The organism is Pseudomonas protegens CHA0 (genome assembly GCF_000397205.1).
GTDB lineage: Bacteria > Pseudomonadota > Gammaproteobacteria > Pseudomonadales > Pseudomonadaceae > Aquipseudomonas > Aquipseudomonas protegens.
The window spans coordinates 2274821-2290310 of record NC_021237.1 but is presented as its reverse complement, the minus strand read 5'-3'; the positions used below and the strand labels follow the sequence as shown (position 1 = coordinate 2290310).

The 15490-nt window shown below is 56.5% G+C and carries 18 protein-coding genes and 1 pseudogene; 16 read left to right on the top strand and 3 right to left on the bottom strand.

Features of this window, described 5'->3' with window-relative positions; genetic code table 11:
* Positions 1 to 174: 174 nt before the first annotated feature.
* From PFLCHA0_RS10390 to PFLCHA0_RS10385, 3 genes are all read left to right on the top strand, one after another.
* On the top strand, positions 175 to 1653 hold the full coding sequence (locus PFLCHA0_RS10390) for an AAA family ATPase (RefSeq protein ID WP_015634871.1): 1479 nt from the start codon (positions 175 to 177) through the stop codon (positions 1651 to 1653).
* A gap of 26 nt (positions 1654 to 1679) precedes the next feature.
* A complete protein-coding gene (locus PFLCHA0_RS31665; protein ID WP_015634870.1) occupies positions 1680 to 2258 on the top strand; it encodes a hypothetical protein in 579 nt (192 codons plus the stop codon).
* A gap of 1044 nt (positions 2259 to 3302) precedes the next feature.
* On the top strand, positions 3303 to 4163 hold the full coding sequence (locus tag PFLCHA0_RS10385) for a phage antirepressor N-terminal domain-containing protein (protein WP_015634869.1): 861 nt from the start codon (positions 3303 to 3305) through the stop codon (positions 4161 to 4163).
* Positions 4164 to 5143: 980 nt separating this feature from the next.
* Here the strand turns inward: PFLCHA0_RS10385 and PFLCHA0_RS10380 are convergent.
* Together PFLCHA0_RS10380 and PFLCHA0_RS10375 are read right to left on the bottom strand one after the other, a co-directional pair.
* Positions 5144 to 6193 (bottom strand): phage portal protein, encoded by a 1050-nt coding sequence (locus tag PFLCHA0_RS10380; protein ID WP_015634868.1) that lies wholly within the window; start codon positions 6191 to 6193, stop codon positions 5144 to 5146.
* The gene (locus PFLCHA0_RS10375; RefSeq protein WP_015634867.1) at positions 6193 to 7950 is read right to left on the bottom strand and encodes a terminase ATPase subunit family protein; all 1758 of its coding nucleotides are present in this window, start codon (positions 7948 to 7950) and stop codon (positions 6193 to 6195) included. Before PFLCHA0_RS10375 ends, PFLCHA0_RS10380 begins: the two co-directional genes overlap by 1 nt.
* 151 nt (positions 7951 to 8101) lie before the next feature.
* Here PFLCHA0_RS10375 and PFLCHA0_RS10370 point away from each other — a divergent pair, with 151 nt between their 5' ends.
* The 13 genes and pseudogenes from PFLCHA0_RS10370 (at position 8102) to PFLCHA0_RS10315 (ending at position 14867) form a co-directional block, all read left to right on the top strand.
* Positions 8102 to 8980, top strand: a complete 879-nt coding sequence (locus PFLCHA0_RS10370) for a GPO family capsid scaffolding protein (RefSeq protein WP_041752737.1) — start codon at positions 8102 to 8104, stop codon at positions 8978 to 8980.
* A gap of 44 nt (positions 8981 to 9024) precedes the next feature.
* The gene (locus PFLCHA0_RS10365; RefSeq protein ID WP_015634865.1) at positions 9025 to 10032 is read left to right on the top strand and encodes a phage major capsid protein, P2 family; all 1008 of its coding nucleotides are present in this window, start codon (positions 9025 to 9027) and stop codon (positions 10030 to 10032) included.
* Between the two features lie 11 nt (positions 10033 to 10043).
* Positions 10044 to 10751 carry a phage terminase small subunit gene (locus tag PFLCHA0_RS10360; RefSeq protein ID WP_015634864.1) on the top strand — a complete coding sequence of 236 codons (708 nt, stop codon included), beginning with the start codon at positions 10044 to 10046 and terminating at the stop codon, positions 10749 to 10751.
* Between the two features lie 115 nt (positions 10752 to 10866).
* Positions 10867 to 11328: a head completion/stabilization protein gene (locus PFLCHA0_RS10355; protein ID WP_015634863.1), complete on the top strand. Its 462-nt coding sequence runs from the start codon at positions 10867 to 10869 to the stop codon at positions 11326 to 11328.
* The gene (locus PFLCHA0_RS10350) at positions 11328 to 11540 is read left to right on the top strand and encodes a tail protein X (RefSeq protein ID WP_015634862.1); all 213 of its coding nucleotides are present in this window, start codon (positions 11328 to 11330) and stop codon (positions 11538 to 11540) included. Before PFLCHA0_RS10355 ends, PFLCHA0_RS10350 begins: the two co-directional genes overlap by 1 nt.
* Before the next feature lie 45 nt (positions 11541 to 11585).
* A complete protein-coding gene (locus PFLCHA0_RS10345; protein ID WP_015634861.1) occupies positions 11586 to 11909 on the top strand; it encodes a phage holin, lambda family in 324 nt (107 codons plus the stop codon).
* Positions 11906 to 12748 (top strand): N-acetylmuramidase domain-containing protein, encoded by an 843-nt coding sequence (locus PFLCHA0_RS10340; protein ID WP_015634860.1) that lies wholly within the window; start codon positions 11906 to 11908, stop codon positions 12746 to 12748. Before PFLCHA0_RS10345 ends, PFLCHA0_RS10340 begins: the two co-directional genes overlap by 4 nt.
* Entirely contained in the window at positions 12745 to 12951 is a 207-nt protein-coding gene (locus tag PFLCHA0_RS10335; RefSeq protein ID WP_015634859.1) for a hypothetical protein, read from the top strand. The genes PFLCHA0_RS10340 and PFLCHA0_RS10335 overlap by 4 nt, the downstream gene beginning before the upstream one ends.
* Positions 12948 to 13427 carry a hypothetical protein gene (locus PFLCHA0_RS10330; protein ID WP_015634858.1) on the top strand — a complete coding sequence of 160 codons (480 nt, stop codon included), beginning with the start codon at positions 12948 to 12950 and terminating at the stop codon, positions 13425 to 13427. Before PFLCHA0_RS10335 ends, PFLCHA0_RS10330 begins: the two co-directional genes overlap by 4 nt.
* Positions 13424 to 13867, top strand: coding sequence for an Rz-like lysis system protein LysB (gene lysB, locus PFLCHA0_RS10325; RefSeq protein ID WP_015634857.1), 444 nt, complete (start codon positions 13424 to 13426; stop codon positions 13865 to 13867). The genes PFLCHA0_RS10330 and lysB overlap by 4 nt, the downstream gene beginning before the upstream one ends.
* Positions 13782 to 13967: pseudogene (gene lysC / locus PFLCHA0_RS31940) on the top strand (Rz1-like lysis system protein LysC); the annotation flags it as partial. The gene lysB and the pseudogene lysC, both read left to right, overlap by 86 nt.
* Entirely contained in the window at positions 13964 to 14416 is a 453-nt protein-coding gene (locus tag PFLCHA0_RS10320) for a phage tail protein (RefSeq protein WP_041752080.1), read from the top strand. The pseudogene lysC and the gene PFLCHA0_RS10320, both read left to right, overlap by 4 nt.
* Complete coding sequence (locus PFLCHA0_RS10315) at positions 14409 to 14867, top strand: phage virion morphogenesis protein (RefSeq protein ID WP_041752078.1); 459 nt, start codon at positions 14409 to 14411, stop codon at positions 14865 to 14867. The genes PFLCHA0_RS10320 and PFLCHA0_RS10315 overlap by 8 nt, the downstream gene beginning before the upstream one ends.
* A gap of 7 nt (positions 14868 to 14874) precedes the next feature.
* Here PFLCHA0_RS10315 and PFLCHA0_RS31660 read toward each other — a convergent pair whose 3' ends face one another.
* Positions 14875 to 15432: a hypothetical protein gene (locus tag PFLCHA0_RS31660; RefSeq protein ID WP_134532572.1), complete on the bottom strand. Its 558-nt coding sequence runs from the start codon at positions 15430 to 15432 to the stop codon at positions 14875 to 14877.
* Positions 15433 to 15490: the final 58 nt, after the last annotated feature.

The window sequence follows — 15490 nt, the reverse complement described above, 5'->3', positions numbered from 1 at the left end:
TATGGCAGAGCCCAGCTATAAGCAAGGATGCTAAATTAGTCACTAATAAGCCAAACTGATACGGTGCGAATATATGGACATATCTAAATCACCACAAACACAAAAGCCAGACATACAAATTATATTCTGCTTTAAAGCTATTCAACCTCATACCAAATTCAAGTCAATACAACCATGAAAGTTAAAATTGAGAATTTCGGCCCGGTTAAAGAATTCACTTTTGACACACAAAAAAAATTCCATCTAATAGTAGGTGACAACAACGTAGGAAAATCCTACGTATTAACCATATTTTATTTCATGGTAAAAAGCCTGCTTGAATTCAGCTCAATAACCTCCTTCAATAGAAGGATGTTTTTGTATGAAATCGCTGACGAAGAGGAAGACTCTCCAAAACAAGAAGTTACCGATTTCAAAAATCTAATAAAAGATAAGAAGTCAAAATCCCTCAACGCCTTAACTTTTTACCGTCATCTCGCAAAGGACTTTTTACAGCACAGCGTTGGTGAAGAGTTCTCAAAAAAAGTCAGAAGCTCTTATTCCGAACACAACTCTATTTCCAATAGCTTCTCAGACTCCAACATAGCCAAGATATCTGTAGATCTAGGCAGCGTTAGCTTTTCCTTGGAGGGAAACATTGATGAGTTCAAAGTTGCCAATATAGAATTTAATCATGGCGTAATTCTCAGATACTCCAAGCAAAATAGAAACACCACAATAATTGGCAAAGACCTCGTCATATATATATCAACCACTGAAGACGCCGAAGACATAATAAGGAAAGTAAAATCAGTTTGCGTCCGAAGAGTCATTCAGTCATTAGTAGATGCAGCAGAAAACATTCTAGATATCGATTACCTACCTGCATCTCGTTCAGGTCTATATCAAGCGCTATCCGCATTTGGGCAAATTATCGCAGAGCTTTCTAAAAGCCGGTCATTTCTTACATCTAAAATTGAGTTGCCGGGCATTTCAGGTCAGTTAAGCGACTATTTCATTAGACTCACCAACATTGTAGCGATAGATAGAAACGTACAGCAATTTGAGAAACTTGCAAAAAACATTGAAGCTGACGTTTTAAAGGGCTGCATTGAGTTTGACTTCGAAGAAAAGAAGCTATTCTACAGGCCTAACGGTACGACATTACGGCTAGATATATCCTCTACATCTTCAATGGTGTCTGAAACCGCACCTATTGTTGCCTACATTCGCCATGTCATAGCATGGAATACCGAAGAGTCTTCAATTAAAGCTCGTTTGAGACGAAGAAATAAAACGACTCCAATTGACTTCAAGAAAATACTTATCATTGAAGAGCCCGAAGCACATTTACACCCAATAAATCAAATTAAAATGACCAGGTTTTATGCGGATCTTGCTCAGCTAGGAGTTTCCGTGATTATGACCTCACACAGCAACTACGTGTTCAACAAAGCTAGTAACTTAGTGATCGAAGGAATTTTGCCAAGTAAAGACGTACAATGCGACTTATTTCTAATGGAGGAAAAAGGCAGCATTGGAATCCCTCAGATCGTTGATGAGTTTGGCATAAATGACGAAAACTTTGGTGATGCATCAGAAGACTTGATAAACGAGCGTATGGAACTGCTTATGGGTGAGAACTCTCAAAACAACAAGGATGATTGCAATTGATCCCAAGCATATACGCTGACCCCTCCATGCAACAACTAATTAGACATACCTTGTCTGAACAAGGTATGGAAGTTGAAATTGGAACCACCTTACTTTTAGATAATGGGGACCTTGACAGCAACAAAATTGTAATACTCAAACCAGACGATTATTATTGCACCCCGACCTTTGCAGCCCCCCCAAAGTCAGTAGATGGAATAGCGATAGTCAAAGGATCGAATGAAAAATACCATTTCTACATAGCCGAGCTAAAGTCATCAAGATTTAAAAACATAAAAAAGTCCGACATAGAAGAAAAATTTAATACTATTTTCCATAGGTTTTTCCCCCAAGATTTTCAGCACATATTCATCGACATTGAATATGAATTAGAAAGCCTAAATCTATGGTTAGTGTGCGACCCTTTACAGATCAGAACAAAATGCCAAAGTCATGACGAGTTTATTAATAAGGTTAAAACCATTGCTGAGCGCTTAAAGGGACTTCTGAATGATTATGCTGCGACATTTAAGCCCTTTACCTTCAAGCAGCACACTGCAATGATCAAACCACTATTATCCCCCCCAACACTAGAGATAAATAGCTATATTGATTTGTTAGCCTAAACTACAAAAGCACTGTCCAAAAGCTCGCATCAGCGGGCTTTGGCATGCATAAAAAATAGTTTCAAAAATCTGAACACCATCGAATACCCCCCAAAATAAGCGACAGGAAGTCCCTCCTATCAGTTGGTATGCACGAAAGACCCCGTCCTTTATAGATGTGCATAGCCAGTTAAGCTTCCCAAGCTGATAACGAGGGTTCGATTCCCTTCACCCGCTCCAAGTATTTCAAGGCCTCCAGCGGTGCATGTACATGACTGCAATCAGTTGGGGGCCGTTTCGGGGTCCGTTTGTGTGAATGCATGCGCAAACAGCAGCGAGACCTCAGCCAGCGCCGCCCCCTAGGTGCCTTCGGCGTTTCATGTTGACCCATCGGAAAAAGGTTAGGACGGTTAGTTTTTTACTAACACCGCTGAAGGCCTTGTGATATGCGGCTTTCAGCCGAGTGATAAAAGTTAGTTTTTGGTTAGGTCTGGGTTATTTTCTAACCTTTTGAGATGTTAATTTTAAGATTTATAAATTCCTTTAAATTCAATAACTTACAAATTGCTAACCTTAAACCTAACCTAAACTAACCCATGAAAGTTAGGTCTCAAGCCCAGTAAATCCGGGCCTTTCCCCCCTTCTCAGCAGCCTCAGAAAAAAACTAACCCTTTTCCCGAGGCTCCTCTCAGATTCGGCAGGCTATCCCCCTATCAGCAGGCGCTGAAAACATGCCTACCTTCGCAGGGTTCCGCAGGCATTTACCTCCTCAGGGACGTGCCAGAGCGCCCAGGCCGGCGCTGTTCTGAATAGGTTGCAGGGGTGCAGAAAAAGCGACCCATTTAGCCCGCAGGCGAGGTGGGGGGACGACGGCGCGCGCCGGGGCTGAACGATCCGAATCGGCCTTAGGCCGCACCAAAACAGTGCGCCTGCCCCTACCCCCACAGCTGCCCGTGCCGCTAGGAAGGTAGGGTTTGTTGGTCAATGCAGAGCGAGGAGACGTTGTGAACCGCAGATGGGCGCCGCTACTATCGGGCATCCTCGATATAGGCAGGGAGTATCCCCATGCAAACAGCCCAGCACGTGATGCCCGTCCCGTTCTATGAGGACACCGTTGTCCTTGTCGGCAAAGACAATGAGCCGCTGGTAGCAATGAAACCGATCGTTACCAATATGGGGATGGACTGGAAAACCCAATACCGGAAGCTCAGTGAAAAATTCAACTCAGTTATGGTTGAAATGACCACAACTGGTGGTGATGGTAAGCAATACGACATGGTCTGCCTCCCCCTCCGCAAACTCCCAGCCTGGCTCTACTCAATCAGCCCCAATAAAGTGCCCACCGAGCTGCGCGATAAGATCACCCGCTACCAGGAAGAATGCGACGACGCATTGTGGAGTTACTGGACCAAAGGTAGCGCCGAACGGGCTGGGGCACCGAACGTCAATCAGCAGATTGCACTCTCCCGCCACCGCATCACGCTACTCAAAGAGTTGAACAGAACACGTAATAACGCGTTGCGTGCCGCACTCCATGAGCAACTGGATCAAACATCTCGCCAGTTGGGGTTGTCGACACCGGCACTTGAAGCGATAAGCAGGGCTGAACCGGATGTTCCGGATCTGGTCACAGAGTTCTGGGATCTGTTTTACCACCTCAGCGCGCAACCGGAGGGTCACAAGCTCAACCACGCCGTGGCACCAGGGAAGCTTGCTATCAACTTGAATGAAGTGACTCGAGCAGCCCAGGCACAACGCTGCGCAATGCCCCACCTATCCGAGTTGCGACACGCCTTACGCCTTAGCCAACATCCGCGATTTGTCGAAGCCAACAAATGCAGCCACTCAGCGCATGCCCGCAACGAAGAAGGCAAGGCACAAAGTGTCAGATGCTGGATTTTCACTGTAGAGCAGGCCGCTGACTGAGCAACCCACCACACCACTGTCGAAATGACAACGGTTGAGGTGAGGGCACGACGGCGCGCCGAGCATTGAAGCACGCCACTAACGTCAATACCCCACGACTCCCTGCGTTGTGATTGACACATTCTGGGAAGAACTACAGCAGAAGGGAGCTAAGCGTGCGGGATCAGCTACCAGTACTACCGCCGCTGTGACGACACGATTGAGAAATCGTAGGCACAAAAAAACCGCCTTGGAGGGGCGGTTGTTTTGTGCGGCCCAATTGGAGGTTGGGTTCGCAGACACGCTGAAAGCGTTCGACAAATCGATCTTAATTGACGACGTCGTCATTACGCAATGGCGTCAACACAGGTAACCAGTTGAGCTCATCGTTTGAGCGGGTGCTTATCCGCATCACCGTGCAAGTAGTAACTCAGCGAAACGTAGCGATCCTTGGCGAAACGTAGCGAAAAGATCGCCGATGACGTCATTTATCCTAGTGCCCCCACAACACCTAGAACAACCTCGAACGCCCGCGTCAAGGCCTTCCGTCAGGTCTGGAAAATATACTTCAAAAAGGCGTCAAAGTGCTTTTTCCTATCCCGCGTTTTGGGGTATTACGTAGGGCAAGGGTCTTGCATGGCCCTAGCCCCTTCACCACGTCTGGAAAACGTGCCGGGATGGAAGGGCCGATTAATGCCTGGCACGCTGAAAGCGTTCGACCACCTTTCAGTTACCATCACCGCTCAGCCCGGTTAAGGCGGTGGTTGTGTCGGGCTTCTTTGAGGAGGCTGCTTATGGAGCTTTCCAAATTTGCTCACCGTATGTGGAAGGGTTTCTGTGCCTTTGTGCAAATGGCCCAGGCGTATCGCGTTTTTTCTTGGCTACGCGATCACCACGACATTTTTTAAACCACATACAGACCCCGCTTCGGCGGGGTTTTTTACCTCCAGTAAAAGCCACTTCAGATGTGGGTCTGACCTCATATACTCACTTTGCGGATCTTACTCCCTCGCGCTTAACTCAAACTCCCTGAACCTGACAACCTCCTCACCCAGCCACTCATTGACCTGGGCCAGGCGCGCCTGCAACGGCTCCAGCTCGTTCACCGCCCAAACCTCAGCAGCCTCCCGCAACGACCCGAAACCGCCCGCGTTCTGCGGCACGATGCCCATCAACTGTGGCGGAATGCGCAAGGCCGCGAGCAAATCGTCGCGGCTGATGTTCTTGATTGAGCTGAACTCGTCCTTTGCCGCCACCTCACTGACCGGGATCAGCTGGATGCCGTCCTTCTTCCCGGCGGGTGCGTAGACGAACAGGTTGCGGAAGTTGCCCGGGCCTTTCGAGTTTTTCAGCGCGGCACGTAGCGAATCGATGTCCTCTTCCTTCTGCGCCGCGTCGGTCATGTAGAGGATGAAACCCGCATGACTGCCGTTGTTGTAGTACTTGCGGCGGAACAGCGTGGCGCTCTCGTTCAACAGTGCGCTTTGCAGCGCCGCCAACCACTCCGGCAGGCCGTAAATCTCCTGATTGATATCAGCCTCCCGCAGGTGGCAGATGGAGCCTGGGGCGAATTCGTGCTCGTCCTTCCAGCCCCTCACCTGGTAGTAGGTCACCAGATCGGCGCCGCGGCGCATGTATTTGGCCAGCGGCGGGACCAGTGCCAAGGTGTTGCGCAGCATGTTGTTGCGCTTCTCCAGGTAGCAGTTACCGCACCAGAGCCAGTCCAGGGCGAACTGCTCGAAGGCCTGTCGGCTGAGCAGCTTGTGGGGGATGAAGGTGCGGGCCAGCATGTTGCGCTTGAAGTTCAGCCCCGATTGCAGATACACGCTGGCACGGGTGGTCTTGGCCAGGCCATCCATGGACATCGGCGTTTCGTACCAGCGGCCATTGAGCCAGCACTGCAGGTAGTCGAGGATTTCGCGGCCATCCAGCACCGGCATCGGGTCCCCAAAGGTGAAGGCCTCCACCGGGCCGGCCTCGGCCTGCAGCAGCTCCCCTTCTTTCGGGGCATTGGCGGTTACCAGCTGTTTTCCGCGGTTACGTCTGCTCATCAGTAGGACTCCATAAATCCGGTGTTCGCCGTGGTCTGCCCTTCGAGGGGTTCGTTGTGCAGGGCGTGGAAGGTCGCCCACGCCAAGTCGGCATGGCCGGTTTCGTCGGTGCGACCGGCCGTGTAGGTGAACTGGCGCCCGGAGGCGGTGACGGTCTTTCGAATAGCCATCAGCGACTGGGCCATATCCGTCCAGCCGGCATCGAACTCCAGCCGGCCGTTCTTGATCACGTCGTAGGCTTTCAGCACCAGGCGGGTTTTGACTTCGGGCGAGTAGCTGAAGGTGGTGATGTTCGGAAAGAACGACTTCACCAGCTGCGCCACGCCTGAACCCATGCCGGTGATGTCGATCCCGATGTAGGTCACCCAGTAGCGCTGGGTGACCTGTCGAATGGCCTCGGCCTGGGCCGCGAAGTCCATGCCGCGGAACTGGTGTCGCTCAAGGATTCGGAACTTGCCGCCGGGTACCATGGGGGGAGCGATCACCACCATGCCTGCGCTATCGCCGTTTTCCGCCGGGTCATAGCCCACCCAGACCTGGCGATCGCCGAACGGCCGCGCGGCGAAGGGTTTGTAGTCCTCTGCCCAGAGGTCCCAACTGTCCACCATGCAGGGCTGCAGCATTGCCAGCGGAAAGATGCTGGCCCCGTCGTCGATGAACTGGCACATCAGCAGGTTCTGGAAGGCCTCGGCGTCGTACTCAAGCCGCAGCTCGTCCAGATCGAACAGATCACAGCCCCGCCCTTCCGCGTCCAGGATGGTGACGATCTGGCGCCAGATCCGGTCCTCGCAGAGCCGCCCCTGCTGCAGGGCGTTGTGGGACACGTCGAGCTTGATCCGCTGAGCCGCCGGCTTGCCCTTGTTGAAGCGCTCACCGGTCCAGAAGGTGTAGGCCTCATGCGCCATGCTCGACGGCGTCGAGAAGTAGGTCCGGCGGTATTGCTTCTGCATCGCCATGCCGCTGGCGACCTTGTTGAGTTCCTTGAACTTGAAGGTCCAGAAGAATTCGTCGAAGTAGAAGTTGCCGTGATAACCCTGGGCCGTACGGGCGTTGGTCCCCAGGAAGTGCAGCTCGGCGCCGTTGCCCAAGATGATCGGATCGCCGGTCAGCTCGATACCGACCGTCTCACGGGCGAAGGCCTGGATGTAGGCCTTGAAGATGTGCGCCTGATTCTTCGAGGCCGACAGGAAGATCTGATTGCGCCCAGTAGTCAACGCATCGATCAGCGCCTCCCGGGCAAAGTAGAACGTCGCGCCGATCTGCCGGGACTTGAGGATGGCGCGGGTACGCTGGTTGCCCGCCTTGTACCAGTCCAGCTGATAGCCGAAACAGCCATCGATGAATGCCTCGGTCAGCTTTTCGATGTGTTCTTCATCGAACTCGTTGCGCTTCGGTGCCTTCTTCGGCCCCTCGTTACGCTTGGCCAGGTTCGGGTTCAGCTCGGTTTCGGTACCGCCCTCGGTAAAGCGCCGGATTCGCGCCTGGCGCTCCAGCTGGCGGTGCAGCAGGTCGATTTCCTTGTAGTCCGCCCCTGACTTGGGGTCCTTGAGGATCAACTGCACCAGGCGCGCTTCGGTGGCCGCTTCGATGCGCTCCAGCGGCGTGGCCCGGTCCCATTCGTCCCGGGCCTTCCAGCTGTGCAGGGTCTTTTCCTTCTCCCCGATCAGCTCGGCGATCTCGCACACGCGATAGCCCTGCCAATACAGGTGTTTGGCGTGGCGGCGATGATCGGTGGGCAAATCGACGATGGCATTCATGGCGCAGATGCTGCCGCCCGCGCGCGAACACTTCCCGCGCCGCCCCTTGTACGCCGCGGATCTACAACAGCGCCTCGTTGCCCGTCTCGCCCGCGCTCAACAACATGCCCTCATCGCCAAGGCACACAGCCACCGCACTGAGGATTCACGCATGGCCGGCAAAACCGACACCCCAACCAAGAAACACCGTTCCAAGTTCTTCCGCGTCGCCGTTGAAGGCGCCACCACCGATGGCCGCCAGATCGAACGGCAATGGTTGGTCGACGCTGCCGAGACCTACAGCCTGAACACCTACGGCGCTCGGGTCTGGATCGAGCACATGCGCAGCCTGCTGCCGGACAGCCCGTTCCGCGCCTACGGCGATGTGGTCGCGTTGAAGACCGAAGAGGTCGAGATTGCCGGCGCCAAGAAGCTCGCCCTGTTCGCCCAGATCGAACCCACTGCCGACCTAGTGAACATGAACAAGGCCCGACAGAAGCTCTACACCAGCATCGAGATCCGCCCGAAGTTCGCCGACACCGGCCGCGCTTACCTGGACGGCATCGCGGTGACCGATACCCCGGCCAGCCTGGGTACCGAAATGCTGACGTTCAGCGCCCAGAACCCGGACAAAAACCCGCTGGCAGCCCGCAAGCGCGACTCCAGCAACCTGTTTTCCGAGGCCATCGAGGTGGCCCTTGAATTCGAGGAAGTCGAGGACGAAGGCGGCAAGGTCGCTGGCCTGTTCAGCCGCGTGCTCGACCTGCTCGGTAAGAGCAAGGACAAGGAAGGCAAGGACGCCATTCTATTCACCGAGCTCGGCGAGGCCGTCGAGGCCATGGCTGAGCACGTCGCCGGCCAGGGCCAGGCCTTCGCCGCCGAAAAGGCCGCCCGCGAAAGCCTACTGGCCAAGCACGAAAAACTGGCTGCCGATTTTTCGACGCTGATGGAAAAGCTCGAAAAGACGCCTGCCGGCACCAGCCAGCAACCGCAGTTCACCGCTCGCCCCGCGGCTACGGGTGGTGACGGGGCTCTCGTCACCGACTGCTGATCCCAACACGGACACCACCAAGCCAAGGAACATCGGAGAACACCATGCGTAACGATACCCGCGTCCTGTACAACGCCTACTTGCAACAACTCGCGCAGCTGCACGGCGTGAGCGACGTCACCACCAAATTCACTGCCGCCCCCAGCGTTGCCCAGACCCTGGAAACCCGCATTCAGGAGTCCAGCGCCTTCCTCAGCGCCATCAACGTTTACGGCGTCTCCGAACAGTCGGGCGAGAAGATCGGCATCGGCATCGACGGGACCATTGCCAGCACCACCGACACCACCGTCAAGGACCGTGAGCCCCGCGACCCGAGCGGCCTGGACAATCGCGGGTACGCCTGCACTCAGACCAACTTCGACACTGGGATTCGCTACCAGAAGCTCGACCAGTGGGCCAAGTTCAAGGACTTTCAGGCGCGCATTCGTGACGCCATCATCAAGGCCCAGGCCCTCAACCGGATCATGATCGGCTGGAACGGCACCAGCCGCGCCGCAACCTCCAACCCATCCACCAACCCGCTGTTGCAAGACGTGAACATTGGCTGGCTGCAGAAAATGCGCCTGGAAAACGCCGCTCGCGTGTTGCACGAAGTGGTCGACGGCAGCGGCAAGATCCAGATCGGTGCGGGCAAGGACTTCGAAAACATCGACGCCCTGGTCGTCAGCATGGTCAACGAGTTCATTGAGCCCTGGTACCAGGAAGACACCGAACTGGTGGTGGTCTGCGGTCGCCAGCTACTGGCCGACAAGTACTTCCCGATCATCAACAAAACCCAGGCGCCGACCGAGATGCTCGCGGCCGATATCGTCACCAGCCAAAAGCGCATTGGCAACCTGCCAGCCGTTCGGGTGCCGCACTTCCCGGCCAACGGCCTGTTGGTGACCCGCCTCGACAACCTGTCGCTGTATTGGCAGGAAGGCACCCGCCGCCGCACCGTCGTCGACAACGCCAAACGCGACCGCATCGAAAACTTCGAATCGGTCAATGAAAGCTACGTGATCGAAGACCTGGGCTGCGCTGCCATGGCCGAAAACATCACCCTGAGCTGAGGCCGGCAATCATGACCAACCCCTGCCGTCGTCACTTCCAACGCGTAACAGCAGCCGTTGCAGCGGCTGCTGTCGCCGGGCCAGCCCTGACAATGGAAGGCGCCACCATTTACGAGCTGCACCTCGCCAAACTCCAACAGGACTACCTGCGGCTGAAACAGGTGCAGTCCACCGAGGGCAAGGCAGAGCTCAAGCGGCAATTACTGCCGGAGTACGAGCCCTACGTCGAAGGCATGCTCGCCGAGGGCAAAGGTGCCCAAGACCAGGTGCTGACCACCCTGATGGTCTGGCGCATGGACGCCGGCGACTTCAAGGGTGCCCTGGACATCGCCGCCTACGTGATCGAGCACCAGCTGCTGATGCCGGATCGCTTCGAGCGCACCACCGGCACCATTGTCGCCGAAGAGATCGCCGAAGCCGCGTTGAAGGCCCAGAAAGCCGGCGGCAGCTTTGACCTGGATTTGCTACTGCGCACCGAGCAGATCACCACCAAGGAAGACATGCCGGACCAGGCCCGGGCCAAACTGCACCTGGCCATCGGCAAGGCGCTTTCTGCTCAGGTCGCTGATGACGCCCCCGCAGACACTGCCCTGCAGCCCCTGGAACAGGCCAAGACACACCTGGCCCGCGCCATCGAGCTGCACAGCAACTGCGGCGGCAAAAAGGATCTGGAGCGCGTCGAGCGCCTCCTCAAGAAACACACTGCGCCCGCCCCTTAAGGGCACGCAGTTAACCGAGCGTCCCCACGCACCCCGCCGGCTCGGGGCGGATCGGCCAGACCGCTCCGCCTGAACGTGAAGCCCCGACCACCGGCGACTTATTGAGCGCAGCACCATGAGCGGATTCGTAGCCGGCGGCACCACGCCAAGCGGCCACATCAACACCGACCCATTCTGGCCCTCGATCGATCTGGACCAGCTACGCGCAACCTTGCGCATCGACAGCAGCGTCACCCCGGCTCGTCTGGAAACAGCGGTGATCAACGCCGCCATCAGCGTCAACCGGGAGCTCGATGACTGGCGCATAGCCCAGCAAGCTGCAGGCTATGCCGAACTGAAAGACGTCCCCAGCCCTCTGGTCAAGGATGAGTCCGCCCAGGTCCACCTGTACCGCCGAGCGATCGAGGCCGGTGTTGGCGCTGAGGTCTGTGAACGCTACCGCTCCTACGACAGCACCAACACGGGCAACCGCAAGGCCGAAGAACTGGCCCCGAACATCGATGACTACCACCGCGACCAACGCTGGGCCATCCGCGATTTCCTGAGAACCAAGCGCACCACCGTGGAACTGATCTGATGGCTGTCACCCTTCGCGCCCTGCAAAACGACACCGTCGACGCTCTCTGCTGGCGTCACTACGGCCGCACCGCCGGCGTCACCGAGGCGGTGCTTGAGGCCAACCCCGGGCTGGCTGATCACGGCCCCACCCTGCCGCAAGGCCTCGCCGTTCAAATGCCCGAAGCCCAGACCACAGCCCCACAGCGGCAGATGGTGAACCTATGGGACTGATCCACTTGAGCCGCCTCCTTGAGACCTACCACCCTGGACCCTGGAATGAAGCGAATGCCTGACCGTCCCGACACCTGGGCCTGGCTCGCCGCCTGGCTCGAACAGAACTGGCCGACCCTGTACGCCGGCGTCCTGGCGCTGATCATCGCGGCCCTACGGATCATGTATGGCGGGGGCACCCTACGCCGAGTGCTGATCGAGGCGCCGCTCTGCGGGGCGCTGGCCCTGGCTGCCAGCCACGGCTTGGCGTTGCTCGGCATCCCGGCATCGACCGCCCCGTTTTTCGGCGGCGTGATCGGCCTGCTCGGCGTCGAGGGCACCCGCGCCGCGGCCCGCAAGTTTTTCAACCGCAAGGTAGAGCAGCTATGAACACACTCCGGCACGGCGATCGCTCGCAAGCGGTACGCAGCCTGCAGAAGAACCTCAACAGCCACGGGGCCATCCTGGTGGTGGACGGCGACTACGGCGACGCCACCGAAGCGGCCGTGCGCGCCTACCAGCTCAAGGCCGGCCTGGTGGTGGACGGTATCGCCGGCGAGAAAACCCAAACCAGCCTGGTCGGTGGCGATTGCGCTCTGCTGCTGAAGAACGCCGACCTGGTCAGCGCCGCCCAGCGCCTGGATCTGCCCCTCGCCAGTGTCTACGCGGTCAATGAGGTCGAATCGAACGGCAAGGGCTTCTTCGCCAACGGCAAGCCGGCGATCCTGTTTGAGCGGCACATCATGTACCGCCAATTGAAGACGCCACGCTACCCAGGCGACGACCCGGCAGAACTCAAGCGCCACGCCGACGAGCTTGCGGCGCAGTACCCGGCCATCATCAATCCGAACCCGGGTGGTTATGCCGGCGGCCCTGCTGAGCATCAGCGCCTGGCCACGGCCCGCCTGATCGATGACACCGCGGCCCTGGAGTCTGCCTCCTGGGGCGCCTTCCAGATCATGGGCTTTCACTGGAAGCGCCTCGGCTATGCCAGCGTGCAGGACTTCGTGACGGCCATGAGCGCGAGCGAGCCCCGCCAGTTTGAGGCCTTCGTCCGCTTCATCGAGACCGATCCGGCCCTCCACAAAGCGCTGAAGGCCCGCAAGTGGTCCGACTTCGCCAGGCAGTACAACGGGCCGAACTACCAACGCAACCTGTACGACACCAAGCTCCAGCGCGCCTATGAGCGACATAGCGCCTGCAGCTGCGGTCAGGAGGTACCGGCATGATCGATCTCGAAGCGGTGCACAAGCTGAAGGTTGAAGACGGTGATGTCCTGGTCGTGCCGGAAAACACCGAGCCAGAAGCCATGGAGCTGCTTGCCGAGGCGCTGCAATTCGTCGACCCGGGTTGTCGGGTGATTGTGATTCGCGGCCCGCTCGAACACCTTGACGTCGGCGCCATGAACAAACTCGGCTGGTACCGCGCATGACCGCCAAGATTGCCTACCTCGAAATCTCAGGTCGCCTGACAGGGAAAACCACTCGCCTGGTGAAAATCGCAAACGACCTCACCACCCAAGGCAAGACGGTGATTTTCGTCACCCGACAAACGAAGGATTTACGCGGACGCCTGCCAGGGGTTGTCGTACTTTCAGACCGTCAGGCCCCTCCTGATGATGTCAACCAGGAACGAGCTATCTGGATCTACGACGAGTTCGACTGGCTCAAGTCGACCAAGGTCCGCAACGGCGGGTACTACGCAACGACGGCGAGCCGAATCCGCGACCTGAGGGTTGATACCCCGGAAACGGATCTGCTGTTGCAACTGATCGAGCTCAACGGTGGCAGCTATCAGCGCCATCTTCTGATACCGGGGGTAATCGATGAGGCCTACTACGAGGAGGCCCGCGCGGCCTATACCGATGAGCAGTACCGTCAGTTGATCCTGGGGGAGTTCCTCAAATGAGCACCATCCGCCAGATCCTGCTGGGCCTGGCACTGGTCGGCGTGTTGGGGCTGCTGCTCTGGGGCCAGCAACAACGCATTGAAGTCGCCGACAAGAACCGAGCACTGGCAGAGAAAAACACCCAGGACGCGCTGGCCGCGGCCGGACGCAGCGAGGGCAAAGCCAACGCCCTAGAGGCTGTTCTTTCCAGCGAACGCGAGGCCCAGGCCCGTCTGCGCACCGAACAGGACCTGCTACGCCAGGGGCTCGCCAAACGACAACGCACCATCGAGGGGCTGAAACGTGAAAACGCTGATCTGCGCGCTTGGGCTGACCAGCCCTTGCCTGATGTTGCTCGCCGGCTGCGCGAGCGCCCCGCCCTCACCGGCGCCGACGCTTATCGTCAGTGGCTGTCCGGCCGTGGTGCCCTGCAGCCTGCCGGCGACCAGCCCAACCAGTAACGGCGACTTGATCACCGACCAGGACTCCGCCGAGGCCGCCTGGGCCGAATGCGCGGGCCAGGTCGACATGATCTACCGCTACCAGCAGGCCAAACCATGAACAAACCCGACAGCCTGAAGGCCTTCCTGCTGGAACGAGTCCCGGAACTGCGCCACAACTCCGACCGGCTGCTGATCTTCATCGACAACGGCAAGGTCCGCTGCACGGCTGCCGCCAGCCTTTCGTTCGAGTACAACTACGACCTGCAAGTGATCCTGACCGACTTCGCCGGCCACCCCGACAGCGTCATGCTGCCGCTGCTGGAGTGGCTCCGGGTGAACCAGTCCGAACTGCTGGAGAACCTCGACAAGTCCGCCGATGGCATCAAGTTCGAGGCGGACCTCATCGACAAGAGCAAGGTAGACATGAGCTTGACCCTTTCCCTCACCGAGCGCGTGGTCGTTCGCACGGATGATGCAGGCAACACCACTATCAGCCACCCAGGTGAACCACAGCGCAACCCACCATGGCCCGAAAGCGGCCCGGAATGGATAGTGCCCAATGGCTGATCTTGAAGCACTGGAGGACTGGGCCGCGGGTCTGCTGGGGCAGTTGCAGCCGGCCGCCCGTAATCAGCTCGCCCGAAGCATCGGCCAGGCCCTGCGCCGCAGCCAGCAACAACGGATCATTGCCCAGCGCAACCCGGACGGGAGCAAGTACGCACCGCGCAAACAGCGGAACCTACGGGGCAAACAAGGACGCATCAAGCGCCAGGTACAGATGTTCAAGAAGCTGCGCACAGCGAGCTTCTTGAAGGTTCAGGGAGATGGTAATGCGATCAGTGTTGGGTTTACTGGGCGGGTAGCCCGTATTGCGCGTGTGCATCAATACGGGCTGAAGGACCGGGCCGAGCGTGGGGCGCCAGAGGTGAAGTATGAACAGCGGGAAGTATTAGGTTTTACTAATGAAGATTTAGATTTAATTCGAGACAGCCTACTAAAAAAACTAACAAGCCAATAAATAAAACCTAGACCGATCGAGCCTCGACGGCAATGGCGGCCTTAAACTCTCTAAGCGCAGTCTGAAATTCTTGAATAGCCACACTCATAAGACCCATAACTTCTCGAAGCTTAACCACTTCGTCAGCGACCATATAGGATTCAAACTGAAGATTACCTACTTTACCAAAAGACTCTTGAACAGCTCCAAAGCTATCGACTGCCGTATCACTATATATGGAGATTATCATTCCAATCCTGATTAACGGCGACTCGCCACGTACTTTTCCATCTGAAGAGCTAGGCTCATCCAAGTTAAAACCGCGCATCTTAGAAACAAAATCTTCAAAATCACTTACAGCCTTATCACCCCAAACACCAACAAGAACATAAAGCTCCTCTAAGCGTTCTTTACGAACCTTTTCACTAGATACTCTTTCTTCATGCTCCAATCTCTGAGCAGCTTGTTTAGCGTTTGACCGATTTGTTAACCAAACACCAAAAGTCGTAAGAAGCGAACCAAATATCACACCACCAAGACCGACCCAAGCCTCAGTCGGTGCCTTACCTAATATCTCAAGCAACATAATCACCTCCCTGTTAACCATCAAAACTGCGATTTTAATCGCGTTTCGATTGTACCGG